The organism is Acetomicrobium flavidum (assembly GCF_900129645.1).
Lineage (GTDB): Bacteria > Synergistota > Synergistia > Synergistales > Acetomicrobiaceae > Acetomicrobium > Acetomicrobium flavidum.
Window position 1 is genome coordinate 452,454 of record NZ_FSQZ01000001.1, and the last position, 19,235, is coordinate 471,688.

General features: G+C 51.0%; 19 protein-coding genes. 3 read left to right on the top strand and 16 right to left on the bottom strand.

Features of this window, described 5'->3' with window-relative positions:
* The first annotated feature begins 123 nt into the window (after window positions 1–123).
* Window positions 124–1,086 (top strand): TAXI family TRAP transporter solute-binding subunit, encoded by a 963-nt coding sequence (locus BUQ78_RS02270; protein WP_074199139.1) that lies wholly within the window; start codon window positions 124–126, stop codon window positions 1,084–1,086.
* A 74-nt stretch (window positions 1,087–1,160) separates the two neighbouring features.
* Here the strand turns inward: BUQ78_RS02270 and BUQ78_RS02275 are convergent, their stop codons facing one another.
* From BUQ78_RS02275 to prfB, 15 genes are all read right to left on the bottom strand, one after another.
* On the bottom strand, window positions 1,161–2,828 hold the full coding sequence (locus BUQ78_RS02275; protein ID WP_074199140.1) for a formate--tetrahydrofolate ligase: 1,668 nt from the start codon (window positions 2,826–2,828) through the stop codon (window positions 1,161–1,163).
* Between the two features lie 11 nt (window positions 2,829–2,839).
* Window positions 2,840–3,835: a class II fructose-bisphosphatase gene (gene glpX / locus BUQ78_RS02280; RefSeq protein WP_014806530.1), complete on the bottom strand. Its 996-nt coding sequence runs from the start codon at window positions 3,833–3,835 to the stop codon at window positions 2,840–2,842.
* A gap of 15 nt (window positions 3,836–3,850) precedes the next feature.
* Window positions 3,851–5,140 (bottom strand): adenylosuccinate lyase, encoded by a 1,290-nt coding sequence (gene purB, locus BUQ78_RS02285; RefSeq protein WP_074199141.1) that lies wholly within the window; start codon window positions 5,138–5,140, stop codon window positions 3,851–3,853.
* Complete coding sequence (locus BUQ78_RS02290) at window positions 5,137–5,658, bottom strand: DUF4416 family protein (RefSeq protein ID WP_074199142.1); 522 nt, start codon at window positions 5,656–5,658, stop codon at window positions 5,137–5,139. The genes purB and BUQ78_RS02290 overlap by 4 nt, the downstream gene beginning before the upstream one ends.
* Entirely contained in the window at window positions 5,639–6,310 is a 672-nt protein-coding gene (locus tag BUQ78_RS02295) for a hypothetical protein (protein WP_074199143.1), read from the bottom strand. The genes BUQ78_RS02290 and BUQ78_RS02295 overlap by 20 nt, the downstream gene beginning before the upstream one ends.
* Before the next feature lie 23 nt (window positions 6,311–6,333).
* Window positions 6,334–7,245 carry a signal recognition particle-docking protein FtsY gene (gene ftsY / locus BUQ78_RS02300; protein ID WP_404791867.1) on the bottom strand — a complete coding sequence of 304 codons (912 nt, stop codon included), beginning with the start codon at window positions 7,243–7,245 and terminating at the stop codon, window positions 6,334–6,336.
* 13 nt (window positions 7,246–7,258) lie between these two features.
* Window positions 7,259–8,245, bottom strand: a complete 987-nt coding sequence (locus BUQ78_RS02305; RefSeq protein WP_014806525.1) for a PSP1 domain-containing protein — start codon at window positions 8,243–8,245, stop codon at window positions 7,259–7,261.
* A complete protein-coding gene (locus BUQ78_RS02310) occupies window positions 8,220–8,984 on the bottom strand; it encodes a DNA polymerase III subunit delta' (RefSeq protein WP_014806524.1) in 765 nt (254 codons plus the stop codon). The genes BUQ78_RS02305 and BUQ78_RS02310 overlap by 26 nt, the downstream gene beginning before the upstream one ends.
* The gene (locus tag BUQ78_RS02315; RefSeq protein ID WP_014806523.1) at window positions 8,960–9,397 is read right to left on the bottom strand and encodes a YaaR family protein; all 438 of its coding nucleotides are present in this window, start codon (window positions 9,395–9,397) and stop codon (window positions 8,960–8,962) included. Before BUQ78_RS02315 ends, BUQ78_RS02310 begins: the two co-directional genes overlap by 25 nt.
* Window positions 9,375–10,001 (bottom strand): dTMP kinase, encoded by a 627-nt coding sequence (gene tmk, locus BUQ78_RS02320; protein WP_143228309.1) that lies wholly within the window; start codon window positions 9,999–10,001, stop codon window positions 9,375–9,377. Before tmk ends, BUQ78_RS02315 begins: the two co-directional genes overlap by 23 nt.
* A 2-nt stretch (window positions 10,002–10,003) precedes the next feature.
* The gene (locus BUQ78_RS02325; protein ID WP_074199145.1) at window positions 10,004–11,365 is read right to left on the bottom strand and encodes an MlaD family protein; all 1,362 of its coding nucleotides are present in this window, start codon (window positions 11,363–11,365) and stop codon (window positions 10,004–10,006) included.
* Entirely contained in the window at window positions 11,362–12,129 is a 768-nt protein-coding gene (locus BUQ78_RS02330; protein ID WP_014806520.1) for an ABC transporter ATP-binding protein, read from the bottom strand. Before BUQ78_RS02330 ends, BUQ78_RS02325 begins: the two co-directional genes overlap by 4 nt.
* Entirely contained in the window at window positions 12,129–12,908 is a 780-nt protein-coding gene (locus tag BUQ78_RS02335) for an MlaE family ABC transporter permease (protein WP_014806519.1), read from the bottom strand. The genes BUQ78_RS02330 and BUQ78_RS02335 overlap by 1 nt, the downstream gene beginning before the upstream one ends.
* 23 nt (window positions 12,909–12,931) lie before the next feature.
* The gene (locus BUQ78_RS02340) at window positions 12,932–14,689 is read right to left on the bottom strand and encodes a SpoIVB peptidase S55 domain-containing protein (protein ID WP_074199146.1); all 1,758 of its coding nucleotides are present in this window, start codon (window positions 14,687–14,689) and stop codon (window positions 12,932–12,934) included.
* Between the two features lie 2 nt (window positions 14,690–14,691).
* Window positions 14,692–15,811 (bottom strand): peptide chain release factor 2 gene (gene prfB, locus BUQ78_RS02345; protein WP_143228312.1). Its coding sequence is split into 2 segments (ribosomal slippage): window positions 14,692–15,747 and window positions 15,749–15,811, totalling 1,119 coding nucleotides; the frame shifts between segments, so codons are not numbered across the junction.
* A 94-nt stretch (window positions 15,812–15,905) separates the two neighbouring features.
* On the opposite strand from prfB, the gene BUQ78_RS02350 reads away from it, so the two are divergent.
* Entirely contained in the window at window positions 15,906–16,676 is a 771-nt protein-coding gene (locus tag BUQ78_RS02350; protein ID WP_074199147.1) for a biotin--[acetyl-CoA-carboxylase] ligase, read from the top strand.
* 5 nt (window positions 16,677–16,681) lie between these two features.
* Complete coding sequence (gene selD, locus BUQ78_RS02355; protein WP_143228314.1) at window positions 16,682–17,719, top strand: selenide, water dikinase SelD; 1,038 nt, start codon at window positions 16,682–16,684, stop codon at window positions 17,717–17,719.
* 928 nt (window positions 17,720–18,647) lie between these two features.
* On the opposite strand, the gene pyrE is transcribed toward selD, so the two are convergent.
* The gene (pyrE, locus tag BUQ78_RS02360; protein WP_074199149.1) at window positions 18,648–19,235 is read right to left on the bottom strand and encodes an orotate phosphoribosyltransferase; all 588 of its coding nucleotides are present in this window, start codon (window positions 19,233–19,235) and stop codon (window positions 18,648–18,650) included.

A 19,235-nucleotide genomic window follows, 5' to 3' on the forward strand; every position in this document is an offset into this window, starting at 1 on the left:
TCCTTTATATTGCTATCCCTTATCGCTTCAGGGAAATCAACTCTTGAAATATCCTTCCTAATCATTTATATTTTAAAATAATACAGGCTTTACGCAAATTAATTTTAACAGGAGGGGATAAGGATGAAGGTTCGTAAAATTCTAATGCTTGGGCTGATACTCTGCTTGACATTTTTAACCGGCGCAGCTCAGGCAAAGACTTTCGTCTCCATAGCCACAGGAGGAACCGGAGGCACATATTACCCGATTGGCGGAGGGATTGCCGACGTGGTGAGCCGTTATGCTCCAGACATCCAGGCCACAGCTGAAACGGGAAACGCGGCAGTTGCCAACTTAAACCTCATCGGGACACACAGCATCGAGTTTGCCTTTGTACAAAACGATACGGCATGGTGGGCAAGAAGGGGAGAGATAATGTTCCAAAAGCCCTTCCCCAATATAATGGCCATCGCTACGCTTTATCCCGAGACCAACCATCTGGTAACGATGAAAAAAAGCAACATAAAAACCATCTACGACCTTAAGGGCAAGAAGGTCTCCGTCGGTGCTCCCGGTTCGGGCACCGAGGCGGACATGCGTTGCCTCCTCGACATTGCTGGACTGACGTATCAAGACATGAAGGTAGATTTCCTCGACTTCAACAACACGGTCGATCGCATGAAGGACGGGCAACTCGATGCCGGCTTTGTGGTGGGAGGTTATCCCGTAGCCGCCATCATGGATCTGGCCACCACCCATGACGTCGACCTGGTGAGCTTCGACGACAAGTTCTTCGCTGCCCTTCAAAAGAAATATCCCTTCTTCGTGAAGGACGTAATACCTGCCGGTACTTACAAGGGCATAGATCACGAAGTCGTTACTCCTGCCGTAATGGCAATGCTCGCCGTTGACGCCTATGTCCCCGAGGAAGTCGTATACCAGTTCACTAAGGCGCTTTGGGAGCATATAGACGAAGTCCAGCGAGTTCACGCCAAAGCCCAAATGATATCGCTAAAGACCGCATTCGATGGACTCTCCGTACCTCTTCATCCCGGAGCAATTCGCTATTACAAGGAAAAGGGCATAAAGGTACCCGAGATCAAATAACGACAGAAAGATATCCTGGAGGAAGGCACACGCCTTCCTCCAGGAGCTCATAACTTGCGCCTTTAACAGGTCTTCTAAAACAATCCCGTTATATTCCCATCGCTGTCAATATCTATTGATTCAGCAGCAGGCTTCTTGGGAAGTCCTGGCATGGTCATTATATTGCCGCAAATGGCAACGATGAAGCCTGCCCCGGCCGATATCCTGACTTCCCTGACGTTTATCTTGTAGTTTTTGGGCCTTCCGAGCTTCTTCGGATCGTCCGAGATGGAAAGCTGGGTCTTTGCCATGCACACGGGAAGTTTGCCAAATCCCCTTTCTTCCAAATCTTTCACGGTAGACAATGCCTGGGGAGTGTACTCCACATCATCGGCACCATATATCTTCGTCGCTATGGTCTTAATCTTTTCCCTCAAAGGAAGGTCCAGATCGTAAAGAGGCTTATAAGTCTTGTTTTCTTCCGTCGCCGCCAAGACTTCTCGTGCAAGCTCTATGCCTCCATCTCCTCCCTTTTCCCAGACTTCCGAAAGGGCGATCCGGGCGCCTCGCTTTTCTGCCGCTTCCCTAACCATATTTACTTCCTTTTCCGTGTCGGAACTGAACTTGTTAAGGGCGATGACGACCGGAAGACCGAAATTGGAAAGGATGTCCAAGTGTGCCTCGAGGTTCTCTAAACCTAAGGCAAGGGCTTGTAGGTTCTCTTGAGATAGGGCTTCCTTTGATACCCCACCGTGATGTTTGAGGGCCCTTATGGTCGTGACCAAGACGACGGCCGAGGGAGAGAGGCCCGCCAGCCTGCAGACTATGTCAAAGAACTTCTCGGCGCCCAGGTCGGAGGCAAATCCGGCCTCCACCACTGCGTAATCCCTAAGCTTCAGGGCCATCTTCGTAGCAACTATAGAGTTGGTGCCGTGAGCTATATTTGCAAAGGGGCCACCGTGCACGAAGGCCGGCACATGTTCTATGGTTTGGACCAAGTTGGGATTAATTGCCTCTTTAAGAAGGGCTGCCATGGCTCCCTGTGCTTTCAGGTCCTTGACTTTAACCATATCGCCCTTCGTGGTGTATCCAACCACTATGTTGGACAGCCTCTCCTTGAGGTCAGATATGTCCTTAGACAAACAAAGTATGGCCATGACCTCCGAGGCCACCGTTATGTCAAATCCCGACTCCCTCGGCACGCCATTCGCCTTGCCGCCAAGCCCTATCACTATATTCCTCAGGGCCCTCTCGTTCATGTCCATGGCACGCCTCCAGGTTATCTCCCTGGGATCTATGTTCAAGGCGTTCCCCTGATGCAGATGGTTGTCGAGCAAAGCTGCAAGCAAGTTGTGGGCCGATTCAACGGCATGTATATCTCCCGTGAAGTGAAGGTTGATCTCCTCCATGGGCAATACCTGGGAGTAACCGCCGCCGGCAGCGCCTCCCTTTACTCCAAAGCAGGGGCCTAAGGAAGGCTCCCTAAGGCATAGCATGGCCTTTTTGCCGAGCTTTACCAGAGCCTGGGTAAGCCCAACTGTAGTCGTGGTCTTTCCCTCTCCTGCAGGAGTTGGGGTAGTAGCAGTGACCAAGATCAGCTTACCGTCAGGGCGATCTTCAAGCTTCTTTAGGAAATTCACATCCACCTTGGCCTTGTAGTGGCCGTAGGGGAAGAGGTATTCATTTGGAATGCCCAGCTCCTTGGCTATTTCAAGTATTGGTTTAAGCTTTGACCTTTGAGCTATCTCGATATCAGATAACATGTTCATCCCTCCTATATTTGACTTGTACGATAATCTACGCCGCTTATCTCGTATAACTTCCTGCTTTTATGTATGGCCTCCACGTATCTGACGGTGCCGCTTTTGGACCTCATTACAAGCGAATGCGTAAATATGGCCTCCCCGCCGTACCTGACTCCCTTGAGCAACTCCCCGTCGGTCACGCCTGTGGCGGCGAAAAACACGTTATCGCTCCTGACTAGGTCGTCTATATAAAGTACCTTGTCTACATCCATCCCCAGCTCAAGGCAACGGACCCTTTCTTCTTCGTTTCTGGGCCAAAGCTTGCATTGAAAATTGCCCCCGATGCACTTGATCGCACAGGCAGATATAACGGCCTCCGGGGATCCCCCTATGCCAAGAAGAAGATCAACGCCGCTGTCCTCCTTGCAGGTCATGAGCGCTCCGGCCACATCACCGTCGGGGATGAGCTTAATTCTGGCGCCCAAAGATCTTATCTCCCCAATTAATTCCTCGTGGCGGGGTCTGTCTAGCACGACTACGGTGACATCTTCGACGGCTTTGCGCTTAGCCTTTGCGACGCGCTTAATGTTTTCCGTGGCCGACAGCTCGATGTCTATGACATCTCCGGCCTCGGGACCGGTCGCTATTTTATTCATATAAAAAATATGCTTAGGACTGTAAAGCGTTCCGCTCTCCGCAACCGCCACGACGCTCACTGCATTTGGCCTTCCCAATGCCGTAAGAGTCGTGCCGTCCACCGGATCCACCGCTATGTCCACCTTCGGCTCGCACCCCAGGCCCAATTTTTCGCCGTTAAAGAGCATAGGAGCCTGGTCCTTCTCGCCTTCCCCTATGACCACTACGCCGTCCATTGAAACGGTGTTCAACATGTACCTCATGGCATTGACGGCAGCCCTATCCACCGCATTTTTGTCGCCACGCCCCATCCACCGACCTGCAGACATGGCTGCTGCTTCCGTTGCCCTGACCAGCTCTAAGGCCATATTCCTATCGGGAACGTTCAAATCGCACACCTCCAGCTATTTAAATCTATCAAATATATCGTCGACGAAGCGCAGATAATAGTTCACGTCGAAAAGGCCGTCTAACTCCTCCTTCGTCAGCAACGACATCACCAGCGGATCGCGAGACAGCATTTCCTTGAAGCCCTCTTCGCCATCCCAACACTTGAGCGCATATTTTTGGACGACCTCGTAGGCTTCATCTCTGTTTGCGCCCCTGTCTACCAAAGCCAGCAACACTCTTTGGCTAAAAACAAGGCCCTTGGTCAAGTTTATGTTCTTGGCCATCCTGTCGACGTTTACCTCCAGGCCATCTACTACGCGTCTTAGGAGCGACAGCATGTAATGCGCTATATGAAATGCATCAGGCCAAATAACCCGTTCAACCGAGGAGTGACTTATATCTCGCTCGTGCCAAAGGGCCACGTTTTCCATGGCGCTAAGGGAATATCCCCTAAGCAGCCTGGCCATGCCGCATATTCGCTCGCAAAGTATGGGGTTTCGCTTGTGAGGCATTGCGGATGACCCCTTCTGCCCTTTAGAAAATGGCTCCATGGCCTCCAGCACTTCTGTGCGCTGGAGATGCCTTATCTCTAAGGCCATGTTTTCCATGGAGGAACCAAGCAGGGCAAGCACATGCAGGAGAAAGGCATGTCTATCCCTTTGTAATATCTGATTGGACACCTGTGCCGGCTGTAGACCCAGGAAGGAACATGCCCTTTGTTCTATGGAGGGAGGGCAGTGAGCATATGTTCCCACAGCACCTGATATCTTGCCGTAATTTATCTGTTTGTAAGCCAGCTTCAACCGTTCCTCGGACCGCTCTAACTGCGAATACCAATTCAAAAGCTTTAAGCCAAAGCTCATCGGTTCTGCATGAACTCCGTGAGTTCGCCCCACACAGGGCGTGTGTTTGTAGATAAAAGCCTTTTCAAGGACTTTGTCCTTCAAGGAGGTCAGCTCCCCGGCAATCACGTCAAGGGAGTCCTTAAGCAGCAACGCCGATGCCGTATCCAGAACATCGCTGCTGGTGAGGCCCAGATGGATAAACCTCCCATGTTCGCCCACGCTTTCGGCGACACAGGAGACGAAGGCGATTACGTCGTGATGAACCCTTGACTCTATTTCCCTTATGCGATCGATGTCGAAGGAGGCCTTTTTACTAATGACATCGTAAACCTCCATGGGGATTGTGCCTTCCTCTGCCCAGGCCCGACATACGGCCAGCTCCACTCTCAACCAGGCACGATACTTGTTTTCTTCGCTCCAAATGCGGCGCATTGCCTCGGTTTCGTAACGTTCTATCACGTTGCTGTCCTCCTTTTTCTTCTCATGTCAGACAACCAGTCGTTCCTGACTGAGCTCAAAAAGCCATCGTAGAGACCGCTTTTGAAGTCCGGAAAGGTATGATCGTAGGAAACCCATTTTCCAAACATGAACCTCAAGGTAATCTCGGCAAATATGCCGTCAGATATGTATACCCTATGGGCATGGTCTTTGGTCGAGGCCAAAGCTAGCCTTGCCCCATCGATGTAACCGGGATCAATGTTTACCCTTCTTTGGGGTCCGCTTTCAGCCTCCAGAGCGATGGCCTGGCGCTTCCACCTAACTAAACGATCTGCCGGAAAAAGCCCCTCAAAGCTGACGAAGGCCTTATAAAGGATGGGCGCTATGTCTCGATAATAATCGGTATGATCAAAGGGGTACCGCGGGCTTTTCCTCTCTATCCTGCCCCAAAGAGAAGAAAGCTCCCTGACGGTCCACAGATAAAGATCCTCGTCGGGATACAGAAAACCTACTATCAACTTAACTAATGGAGGTGTCATCGCCGTCTGCCTTCTTCGTTGTTGTTCGCGTCTTCTTCGGCTTCCTGCAGGCCAAATAACCGAACTCAACGCCATCCAAGACCAATGGGATATATCCCCTTCTGCGCTTCGTCTCTAACGTCAGAGTCATTCCCTGCGTCTCCAAGTGATACCAAAGGGCCTTTCCGATGGCCGCCCACCTTGCTGTCTCAAAGATTCGCCTGACCTCTTCTTCGTTCAACCTTCTGGCGGTGAAGTAGCCATAACCCAATGGCTCGATGGAGACTGTCTCCCCACTTTCCAGCTCTAACAAGGTGCAATCAAAATCTGACAACTCCACTGTCTCGATAATGCCGGGCCCCATTAAGTCCTTAGCGGCTTGATTGGCCTGCAGCACACCATCCTCCAATTTAAGCAAGGGAAAGGGCATCATCTCGCAATCAGCGCAAGCTTTCGAAGATCGCGAGCTATCAAGGGAAAGCACCTGATCGAGAGGCATGTTCCCCAATCCCCTTTCCAAGGCTGCCACGAGCTCATCCTTGGTGATAAAACATGGCCTGCCCTCAATCGTCAGTTTCGCAACTTTGAAGGTAGTGCGATATAGGGCGCGCAGGGAATCCACGACCGTGGATTTTTCGTTTAGAACGACGAGCTTTGAACTGTCCTCTTCCAAGTCCAGACCCCCTTTAGCATATTCTAAGAAAGCAGAGCTTCGACAAAAGCTCTTGGTTCGAAGGGCTCCAAATCTTCAATCCCCTCCCCCAATCCCACATAGCGGATCGGGAGGGACATTTTTTGGGCAACCGCGAGAATTATACCACCTTTTGCAGCGTTATCATATTTAGCTAAGATAACGCCCGTCAGTTTTAATGCTTCGTTGAAGACCTCCGCCTGATAGAAGGCATTCTGCCCCATTACGGCGTCCAGCACCAGCAGCGACTCGGAGGGCTCATCGGGCAACCTTTTCTCAATCACCCTTTTTACCTTTCTCAACTCCTCCATGAGGTTGTGCTTGGTATGGAGCCTCCCCGCCGTATCCACTATCACCATATCCCTTCCACTTGCTATGGCACTTTCGATAGCGTCATATATGACGGCCGCAGGGTCTCCTCCCACCTTATGGGCAACTACACGCAGACCGATCTTATCCCCCCAGACCTTCAGCTGATCGATCGCGGCAGCGCGATAGGTATCGGCGGCAGCAAGCAATACGCTGTAGCCTTGTTGCTTAAACTTATACGCCAATTTAGCAGCCGTCGTAGTCTTTCCGCTTCCGTTGACGCCTACGATCAGGACCAGGGTGGGCTTGTTTTTAACTTCTATTGGCTTTCCCATTCCTGGTATCTCTTCTAACTTCTGCACGATGAGATCGATGAACTTCGCCTTCAATTCCGACGCATCCCTTACGTTCGATCCCTTGGCCACCTCGCGCAACTTGGCGATTAACTCCTCGGTAAGATCCACCCCAACGTCTCCCAAAAGCAGCTGTTCTTCGAGGGTTTCCCAAAACGACTCATCGATCTTGCCGCCTGAAAAAAGCGATCCCAATCCAAACCAACTTTTCTGAAGCTTTTGCAGTTTATCCTTTATTGAACCGATTAATGCCACCATATCACCTCATTTACTTCTTCGACTTTCTTTTTTTATTGGAATTCTTCTTGGAGACAGCCTCACCACTGTCCGCTTCTACGGTAACGACAGATTCAACGTGCAGGGGCCATTTCTGCCCGCCTTCGACGGTCTTCTTAAAGAGTTCAAACTCATCCTTGGGCACTAAAAATTCCAGACCCTCCGGGCTTCTGATTCTAACCGCCTTGTTTATAACGTCAACGCCAGCGATCTGATAGTTCCCGGAGGGCGTCTTTATCTTGGTGCCCGGATTGGGCAAGCCCTGCCAAAGTTCCTTATACATATCATACTCGTAGCTCATGCAGCACATCAGCCTGCCGCATAGGCCGGATATCTTCGAGGGATTCAAGGCAAGGTTTTGCTCCTTGACCATTCTTATGCATATGGGAAAAAACTGGAGCATCCAATAGCTACAACAGCACTCCTTTCCGCAGGGAGCAAGTCCGCCAAGGATTCTCGCTTCATCCCTTGCGCCGATCTGTCTTAATTCAATCCTGGTCTTGAACTCCTTTGCAAGCTCCTTCACAAAGCACCTGAAATCTATCCTGTGTTCGGACGTAAAATAAAAGTACAGCTTTTTACGATCCAGGAGATACTCCATGTCCACGATCTTCATGGGAAGGGCATGTTTTTTAAGCATGTCTCTGACAAGCGGCAGGGCTTCATCTTCCTCCTGCCTCTGCTTGGCTGCCTCGCAAATGTCTTCCTCCTGGGCAATTCGTACAAAGGCCACATCCTGCAGCGGCGGTTCTACGGGCTTCATCTGAAGACCGTCATCGGGCTCGCCATTTTCCTCAAGGAACTCAAACCTTTGCCTGTATTTTTGCACCTGTTCGTCGGTTAAAATGCCAGCCAGGCAGGCAATCTCAAGTCCCCTGAGGCTTTCGATGACTACGTTTGTGTCCCTCTTTAGCTCCTGATCTAAGTTTGACAGCAACCCAAAAATTCGGGGCTTACCGAAAATGACCAAATAATTCATCGGGCAAATCCTCCTCCAAAAAACCGAAAAGTAGATCGAAGGCCATGTAAACGGGTAACCGCCCTTTCTCAAACAACAGCTCTACTTTCCCTAACTTCTCTGCCCTTACTAAGTCGCCTTCCTCGAGGCAATGCTTAATCCACCTTTCGAGCGTTGCAGCAGCTTCCTGAAAAGACATTTTGGACGCACGGGCAATGGTTGACAACCATTCGTCCCTGGTCTTCGGCAAGGGCAAAGGGCTCAGTTCTTCCTCAAAGTCAAATTTTAAATGCCACGTCCTGCTTTTGATAGTGGGCAGCAAGCTCATCTCTTCGCTGAGAAGCAGCAAGGCTCCCCAGGAGGGGGGCTCTTCCAATATCTTAAGCAAACTGTTGGCAGCCGGAAGGGACAGCTTCCCCGCATTGGGAATGACTGCAAAACGCCTTGGCGCTATAACGGGCGCAAGGTACAATTCGCCTGCCATAGCTCTACAATCGTCTATCCCCGGTGGCCTATCCCACTGGAGGGGACGTATGAAGTCGGGATGTTCCCCTCCCTTCCAGCTGAGACAGGAGGCACAATCATCGTCGCCGGAACCGTTCGCGCAAAGGTAAAGACGCGCTATTTCAACAGCCAGGGCTTCATGAAATAAGGCAGGCGACTGCGCCAAGATGGCATGAGGCGCACGCGACGAGGCAAAGGCAGAGAGCAACGCCTTGTAGGGCTCGCTCTCTTTTATAGCAGCAAAGAGATCAGACATCCCTTTATCTCCTCAATCAAGTTCAATATTATCATTTTTTCGCGCTCCTTATTCAGGGCTTCTTCTAACTCTGCAACGGATTTCTCGGCTTTCTCTATTAACGTAAACATTTTATTGCTGCGCGGGGAAAAACCAAACTCCTTCTTAACTCTCATATTCTCCAGGATCATGCCCACTATCCGCCGCACGAGCGACTTGTACCTGTTTATGAGGTCTTTGGAAGGAAACCTGGAAAGCATCATGCCGACATCATCCAATTCGCTTAGCATCATCTTTATTTCCTCTCTATCGTAACATTCATCAAAGGAACCCCTTCCCTCACCGGCGACCTTGCCGTCAAAGCGAGAAGCTTCCTTCGACGAGGGAGTTATCCTGTAACGTCGACCCTTGCTATCGCCGCTTTCCACTTTCATCCATGAAGGCCTCCACCAGCTTACAAATTTCAACAAAGACTACGTCCTTATCCCTATCGGAAGAGACTCGTTTGATCCTTTGGGGGTCCTCTTCAAAGACCTTCACATAACCGTGCCGCACCCTGCAGAGAAAGCCCTCCTCCTCCAAGCGATCGGGTGCTTTTCTGGACCTTATCCTATCCATAGCCGTTTTTATAGGTACATCCAGCCATACGGTGAGGTCCGGCACGGGTAGCATCATGATGGAAAAAAGCCTTTTCATCTCATCCACGGGCAATCCCCTGCCCCAACCTTGATAAGCAAGGGTTGAATCGATGTAGCGCTCACATATCACCGTCAAGCCATTGGATAAGGCCGGCATTATCTGCTCGTGCACGTGCTCGTATCTATCGGCCATGAAGAGAAAAAACTCGCTCCAGGAGCGCCATTCGTGATGGAGCAGAAGTTCACGCAGCATGTCGCCATGGCTCCAACCCCCCGGTTCTCGGGTTAAAAGCACCATGCCCTTCCCAAGCAGATTGGACAGATGCTCGTACAATCTCGATGCCTGCGTAGATTTGCCTGAACCATCGATCCCCTCAAATGTAATGAACAACCATACCACCCTCAGAAGTTGTAGTATACACCAACCGACTCGCGCCTCTCGTCGTCTAGTTCGTCATGGCGAAACAGCAGCCCATATCCGTCCCTAAGCCTGAGACGCCCTTCAAGTGACCATGCCCCCGATCCGTCATCCCACCATTTGCCTATCAATTGCAGCGGAAATAAAGCAGGGTCTCCCCACTTAAACCCAAGCCCAAGATCATCTCGCACCAGCCCTCCCCAAAGGGAAAGCGAATGCCACTTATATCCGTAGCTGAACGAAAAATCGCTTCCGTCTCCTATATCGTCTACGCCAAAGAGCAAAAAGGTAGGTCTATCTTTCATGCCGATTGCCACATTGACGTCTGCATAGGCGTCATCGCCCTTGCCAAAGGTCTTTCCTCTTAGAGAGACATCTCCTTTGACCTCCATCTTTTGGATGGTCTTCAAAGCCTTTTGCGCAACTTCCTGGGTTTCCTTGACGTCTTGCAGCAATTTGGGCAGGTTTCCCTTCGCTTGTTTGTCCTCCTCTGCGCCGAAGAAGGTGGCATCGAGTTCATTTACAAACTGTTCTACAGCCGACGCCGCATCGCTCATGTTTTTCATGAGATTTTTAATGTCGCTGGCAAAGGGGCTATCTTCATCCAATTGTCTTACGATAAGGCTCAACCTATAGGTCAGGTCTCTGGCTGACTTGATCACTCCTCTTAAATCCTGCCTGTTTTCCTCAAGCATTACATTGGCATTCGACACCAGATCGTTGGCGCTGTCAAAAAAAGTGCCCATGCGCTTTTGGCTGTCGGCCAAAAAGACCTTTCCCTGGTCTGCAAGCTCTCCCAATCGCCTGGAAGCTTCCCTAGCGTCGCTTAAAAAATAAGGTAGCTCTTTCACCGCCCTTTTTAGATCTTCCATCTCCTCGTCTCCGACAAGCCCGCTTATGCCATCCAAAAAGGAACGAAGGGAGTTCAAGTTTTGCTCTATTTCCGCCAATACGCTCCATACGTCAGGAGTGGCTACCCCCCTTACCGGGCCCGGCGGCACTATAAATTCATCGCTCCTTCCTCTCCTTATCTGGAGGGAAGATTCTCCAAGAAGTCCCCCTCCCTGCACGAAAAACTGACTGTCGGAGGGTATCTTTATGTCTCCTTTTATGAAGGCTAGCGCTTTTACTCCATCATCGGTTAAAAGAACATCCTTTATATAGCCTGAGTCGACACCGGATATGTAAATTGGAGCTCCAGGCGGTAGGCCCTTTGCATCGGACAACAAGACCTCCAATATGTAGCCCTTCTCATGCACCAGGCGACCGCCCGACACAAAGATCAATCCACCGAGCAACACCAGGCCAAAGAACACGACAAGGCCGATCTTTATCTCGCGTTTCATGGGGCATTCCCCCTTTGGCGTATCGATTTAGTGCCCAAAAGAAATGCGGCGACTTCCGGATCATTACTTGCTTCCCACTCCTCGGGTGTTCCCTGCCATACAATATCCCCTTCCTTCATGAGGAATATGCGATCGGCGATTCCGAGAGCGGACACCACATCATGGGTAACGGTCATGGCAGAGACGTTATATTTCCTGCTCAAATTGGCCACTAGGCGATCTATGTGTCTAGCCGTCTGAGGATCTAACCCGGTCGTCGGCTCGTCCAGCAATAGAAACGAAGGATTGTAAACGAGTGCGCGGGCAAGGGCTACCCTCTTTCTCATCCCGCCTGACAAATCGGCAGGCATCAGGTCCTCTATACCGGACAGCTCTACAGACTCAAGCATCGCAGACACCATCTCACGCATCCTTTTTTCGTCTTTGATCTCCAGGCAGTAGCGAAGGGGAAATGCCACGTTCTCGAAAACGGTCATGGAGTCAAACAGGGCTCCGCCTTGAAATACTATGCCAATTCTTTTGCGTATCTCGATCAATTCTCTCTCGGAAAGGTGAGTTATATCATTTCCATAAAGAATTATCTTGCCGTCATCCGGCTCAATCAATCTTGATATCGATCGCAGCACGGTCGTCTTGCCACACCCGGAAGGTCCCATCAAGGCGGCTATCTCCCCTTTATTAACAGAAAGGGAAAGGCCTTTCAAGACGATTTTGTCGCCAAAGGATTTTTTAATGCCCTCCAGGCGCAATATTTCCTCTTCCATTAGACCCTTCCTCCAAAAAGAACGGTCGAAAGCATATAGTTAAGGATCAAAATAAACATGTTACTCCATACGACGGCAAGGGTCGTGGTCTCGCCGACCCCCTTTGCGCCCCCTTGAGCCCGAAATCCACAGGCACAGGCCACTATGGCAATTACGAATCCAAATACTAGGGATTTAATTAACCCTCCGTTTATGTCATACGTCGATACCAAGATCCTTATGGAATCCCTGAACATGAGCGAATGCACGCCACGGACCGCAACGTAGAGATACCCTCCAAATGTCCCGACGACCATGGAATATATGGTCAAAATAGGCACCATTATCAGGCTGGCCAAGATTCTTGGCAATCCCACGAAGACGTACTCGTCCAATCCGAAGGCCCTTAGGGCGTCCAGCTGTTCCGTGACCTTCATCGTGCCTATCTCGGCCGCCATGGAAGACCCTACCCTTCCCGCGACGACAATGCCGGTCAAGACGGGAGACATTTCCCTTACCATGCTTAAGGCGATCACTCCGCCTATATACCTTGAAGCTCCGAACCTCAAAAATTGGTCTAAGGTCTGTACGGCCATCACCATGCCGGTAAAGGCGCTTATGACTGAGACCATGAACACCGACTGAACGCCCACCCTCTCAAGCTGTTCGGCTATGGCACGGGTATCCCATTTGGCAAGCGGCCAATGAACCAACACATGAGTTGCCAATGAGGCTATCCACCCCAACAAATCCAAAAAGGACACGACAGCCTTGCCCAGGATTTCAATCCATTTATACATGGCCCTTCCTTACCTTCCCCGCTTTAGGGATTCTGATCTTCCTGTCCCTCACCGACTATGGTCAAAGAACGCCGCAGTAGCCCTTCCACGTAATGATCGGTTTCAAATATGCGAAGCGTTCCCTCTTCCATCCTGCGCTTTTTCATCTCCGATACCAGTTCGTACTCCTCATCCAGGGGGATGTTTTCTCCTCCCTCATCGCCTTCCTGCTCAAGCAACGGCCCATACAGCAATTCCACGATCACTTGATTGTTGGATTCCTCGGCATTGATTTCGTTCAAGAACTCCTTAAAAGAAGTTATAGCCCTCCATCCCGACATGAGAGAAATCTGAGACGGCTCGGCTATGCCTCCGCCCCTGACCACTACCTCGCACAATCCCGAGGCCTTATCGGGAACCTTTAATGACAGCTTCTTTATCTCCTGCTCGCCACGGAACTTCCTCAGTGTCACTTGCACTTCCAGGTCCTGGCCCGGCTTGACGTTATCTTTATTAGGTATGTCCAGTTTTTCAATGTAAACGACTTTGGGCTCTCTTGTAACCTGAAGTTCTACGTGTATTCCGAGAGGCTCAATTTCCTTGAACCTATTTAGAGACATAGACGATACCAATCTCATGATCTCACGGCTGACTATCTGATCCATCAGGTCGCTGTCCGAAAAGTACACATTTTTTTTCGTAAAGCCTTCCACGAATCCCTTCCCCTCTACCTTGACGGTGACAAAACCCGTTCCCTCTCCGATTCTGCCCCAAAGGTCGTCAAATAATCCGAGCAACGCCCCCGGGAGTATCTGATTCATGAGGAAGGGATCGTTTACGACTTGGAAGCGTTTGAAGGCGGTCGCCCCCGAATCGTCGGAAAACTTGACGGATACCTCCACGCCCTGCGGGAATTGACCAATTCGCCCGGCTATGGCTTGAGGCCTGTCCTGACTTACGACCCCCACTATCGAGACAGGGCTTCCCAATTTAAAGGGGCTTTTGATGCTCGGCACGATGTCGTGGACCCACGAGCGGGTCAGGGGATATGATACATTTCCCCTGTTAAGAAAGGGATGGGCAAAGGCCAGGAAGTTGCCCTTGTCATCGACAGCCGTTAAGGTGCCCGTCGCACCGACGTTCACATCACCCCAGGCAAGAAGCGCCCCAACAGAATCCCCCGGATGCAGTTTAGCGGCGTAATCCACTTTTATTCCGCCCGGAGGCATGTCGAAGGGCAAAGGTTCTACCTTGCAGTTTAAATCACCGGACAACTTCTCTGCCCCTCTAGCTCCAATGCCTGATACGATCAGAGGTGCGCTTTTGCTCTGGTTAAACTGGACCTTGCCCTTCTGCATCGACCTATCGGCCTGCCAACTCCAAGCCTTACTCATCTCTTCGATGGGCGTGACTAACCCCAAATTATGATCGCTGAAATCCCAACCGTAACCTATGGCTCCCACTAAGCGGCCGTCTATAAAAAAGGGACTGCCGCTCATGCCTGCAGCTATTCCCCCTATCTTATCGACCAGAGGGCCGCTTGCACGTATGAGGACGAGCTTTTGAGGTTCCCCGGTGCTGGGGATTATGCTGATAACTTCGGCCGGAAAGGAGATGCGCTCCAGGCCCTTTATCACGGTGATCACCTCTCCACGCATGCCGGGCCGAAGCTCATTCAAAGGAAATATCGGAACGCTTGGCTTAAAGGATAAGGCGACAGACTCACCGGCAGAAAAAAGCAACGTCAAAGCCGCAACAAATGCCGCAAATATCGCGAAAAAACGATTTTTATGAGCAAACATCTTCAAGCCCCCTTGGCCTTTATTAGGTTTTTGCGCATCCTCAGGTAGGCAAATATGAAGTCGTCAATATCGCCATCCAAGACCGAATCGACATTGTAGGACGTATAGCCGGTACGATGATCTTTGACCATGGTGTAAGGATGCAATACATACGATCTAATTTGGCTGCCCCAACCTATCTCCTTCTTCTCTCCGTGAAGATCTTCAAGCTTCTTTTGCTTCTCCTGCTGATACCTTTCGTAGAGCCTGGCCTTGAGAAGTCGCAGGGCCATCTGCCTGTTCATGTGCTGCGATCTCTCGTTCTGACAAGTGACCACTATGCCCGTAGGGACATGTATGAGCCTCACAGCTGAGTCGGTCATGTTGACGTACTGTCCCCCAGCGCCGCTTGCCCTAAAGGTCTCCATCTTTATGTCCTCCGGCCTGATCTCTATGTCCACGTCGTCGGGCAACTCCGGCATTACCTCCACAGAGGCAAAACTGGTATGCCTCCTTTTGGACGAATCGAAGGGGGATATCCTCACCAATCTGTGTATGCCCTTTTCGGCCTTAAGGTAACCGTATGAGCAGAAACCCCTTATAAGCACGGTGGCGTACTTTATTCCGGCCTCCTGATCGGGCAAGGCATCTATGACCTGCGTCTCGTAACCGTGCCTTTCCGCCCAGCGCAAGTACATCCTAAACAACATCTCCGCCCAGTCTTGGGCGTCCAGACCGCCTGCACCCGCATGTACCGTCAGGATCGCGTTAGACTTATCATATTCCTCGTCAAGCAAGAGCTCCATCTCTACGGATTCTATTTCCCTTTGAAGACGGGATGCCTTTTCGTAAAATTCAGCCAAAAGCTCTTCATCGTCGCTCTCTCCGATGAGCTCCGCTAAGATGACCAGCTCTTCATATGCACTCTCCATCTTTTGCCACTGGTCAAGCTTGTCCTGCAGGTAAGATAGTTTTTGTGTTACGCCTTGAGCATCAGAAGAGGCCCAAAAATCAGGCAATGACGCCCTCTCCAGCAAGGTCTCTGCCTGCTTTTTTATCGAATCTACGTCAAAGGCTTCCCCGCAGCTCATTTATGGACGAGCGCAGTTCCTCCAAGACAGTTGAAATAGGCTTAAGTTCCATTGACATTCCTCCCAAATTAATGCATTCTTCATACCTGGGGTAAAATTTATTATAACATCGACACGAACTTAGACGAGCGGGAGCATGGCGAACAATGTCATTTATAATGAAAAAATTAAAGACGGATAGAGGATACATTCCCTTGTATGAGTTCAATTGCGTAGAATCGACGCAACGCATGGCCAAGGTGCTTTACGACAGATATAAACATGACACCTACGTCGTGTGGGCCAAGGAACAGCTAAAGGGCAGGGGAAGAAGGGAGAGGGTCTGGCATTCCCCGCGGGGCGGACTATATTTTTCCCTCTTTTACGAAAACCTGGAAGTTCGTTTTCCCCAACTTGCAAGCCTCGCCTCCGGGCTGGCAATGAGGGAAGCCTTAAAGGAGATTGCCGATATATCCTGCGACCTGAAATGGCCAAACGATATCCTATATCGAGACAAAAAGCTTTGTGGTATATTAAGCGAGGCCGCAAGCTGCGGCACAGACGTTCATCGCGTAATAATTGGCGTGGGCGTAAACGTAAATGCCGAGATTCCGCATGAGTTGAAGGACATCGCCGTCTGCCTGAAGGAGATAATCGGAAACGAGGTGGATCTCGAAGGTTTGCTGTCCCTCTCCGCCGAAAGGCTCCTTTTTAGGATTGCGCAACTTGAGACTAAAGAAGGACAGGAAGAGATATTGGACAGTTACAAAAGGCACTGCACGACTCTGGGCTCTACTGTAACCATTATCTTGGATGAAGGGTCCATTACAGGGCAAGCCATAGATATAACCCAAGAAGGGGCACTGCAGGTCTTAGCGTCAGGCACGTTGCATTCGATAGCTACGGGCGATGTCATACATGTAAGAAAAAGGGGGTGACGTAATTGCGATTGACCGAATTGGCCAGGACGAGCGGTTGAGCAGCCAAATTGGGTCCGGCGGACCTCAATAAACTGCTCGATAGGTTTACGCCGCAGGATCACCCCAGGTTGCTTTCCTCATGGAGGGGCGGAGAGGATGCTGCCCTGTGGGTCTTGTCCGACGAACGTGCCGCTGTTCTTACGGTTGACATCATCACCCCCGTCGTAGACGACCCCTACGTCTGGGGACAGATCGCCGCGGCAAACTCCCTAAGTGACGTCTTTGCCATGGGGGGAAGGCCTTTGCTTGCCCTAAATGTCGTTGGATTTCCCATCAATTGTCTCCCCTTGGAGATGCTCTCTTCCATTCTGGAGGGAGGCATGGAAAGGACGACAAGGGCAGGAGCCATTGTGGCAGGGGGACACACCGTAGAGGACGAAGAACCCAAATTCGGCCTGGTCGTATACGGCGAAGTGTCCCTCACGGAAATATGGTACACAAGGGGAGCTAGACCTGGGGATCAACTAATACTTACCAAACCTCTTGGAAGCGGAGTGCTGGTAACGGCCCTAAAGGCCGATATGCTTGAGGATGATGAGGCGAACAACCTGATATCAGTGATGACGCAGCTTAACGACCTTCCCTTGCGTTTGCCCAAAGAGATACGGTGCAAAGTTCATGCCTGCACGGATGTCACGGGTTTTGGGCTGATCGGACATCTGGCGGACATGCTCGGTGAAGACATCAACATAAAGTTATACGCAAAAGAAATACCCCTGCTTAAAGGCGTATTGCAGAAGGTCTCCATGGGCTTGGTCCCTGCAGGAGCTTACCGCAATAAGGCTTACTACACCGAGGCGGGCAAGGCAGCAAACTTGGAGTCGCTCGACGAAGATATGCGGGATGTATTGTTCGATCCCCAGACATCCGGCGGACTGCTTTTGGCCGTCGATCCTTCCGTAGCAAATGAGGCGCTAAAATTGATCAAAGATGCAGGATTCGAAGAAAGCAGCATCATAGGTGAGGCCGTGCAAGGCTGCGGGAAGATCGAGATAGAATGAAAGGCCCCTTGGGCATCTTTAGGTTGCCCAAGGGCCTTAAATCGGTTCCAGATCGTCAGATAGAGGTCATGCAAGTAGGATATCCACATATTTTCGACCTTTGGTGCCGGCAGCAACACCCCGCATGAGACGTTTAACGTCTTTTCCCTGACCGTCCTAGGCGACCAAACGTCTGCAACCACAAGGCAGTTACGGAGTTTTGCCCCCTGAATGAGTTGTGTTAACTCCGCTTCGCCGTCGCCCCTTTTCCACATTTCAAATAACTCAGGTCCAGGCCTGGTAATTGTGGCGCCTGAGGCTTTCAACAAAAGCTGAGCACGGCCCGTCAGGTCAAGAATGGGCACGCCCTGCAGTATCTCCCTGCCGACGCTGACCACGCTGTCCAGCCTGCTTTGAAATTCAGCCAACCGCCTTTGAAAATAGTCGTACATGGAGGGGTCCATCTCGGCCAAGATGGCCAAAACACGACTTGCCATGAACGACAAGGATGCCGGATCGAAGAAGTACTTGTCGAACTCATCCCTTTCGCAGGGCAAAAATTCATAGAGATACTTTACCTTGTACCCGCCCTTAGGGATGCCCATCTCTTTCGGAGTTAAGGCGATGATGACGGCATTTTTAGGGAAACTTCCGCTGCGGACTACAAGCGTTCCATCGGACGCCCAATCAAATCTGGAACGCACGTCCACCATCTGTCCCCCGATGAACCCGACAAGCAATGCCACCTCAGGGGGCATGGCCACGATTATGGCAACTTTCTTACCCTCGGGCAAGGCTGAAGCAGGTCGAGGAAAGACCAGCGCGATGAAGAACAAAGACGCCAAAGCTACGCCGGCAGCTTTCATCAAAACCTTTTCGATTCTAGTTCTAACTTGTCCTTCTTTTGCGTTCACGCTACGATCTCCCACCCGATAGGCCTTTAATTGGACTAGCGCTTTCTGCTGCCTGGCTTAACCAAGGGAAGTCCTCGCCCGCAAAGGGGACATTCGTCAGGCCTGTAAACGGGAAAGGACATTTTCGCGAGGCTAAGAAGCTCCCCAGGCAGTTTGGCAAAGCCATTCTGTCCGCTCCTGTCGACGATGCATCCCGAGGCCACCCATATTCCTCCCATGGACTTCAGCAATTCGCCAACCTCTGCCACTGAGCCGCCAGTGGTAACCACGTCTTCTATGACGGCAAACTTCATGCCCTCGGGTGTCGGGAAACGACGGAGCTTCATCCGGCCGTCTTCTCTTTCGCAAAATATGAAGGGCACGCCCAACGCCCTCGCAACCTCGTGACCTATTATTATTCCGCCCAGCGCGGGGCTTGCTATTATCTCTGGGCCGAGGGGCTTTATCAGCTTGGCAAGCTCTTCGCCCGCAAAGGATGCATACCAAGGAAAGCGCAAAAGCAGGGCACACTGCAAGTAATGGCCGCTATGAAGCCCCGAGGTGAGCAAGAAATGGCCCTCAAGCAACGCTCCGCTGTCTGTAAGCATCTCCATAAGTTTTCCCCTTATGTCCATCTCGTCCAT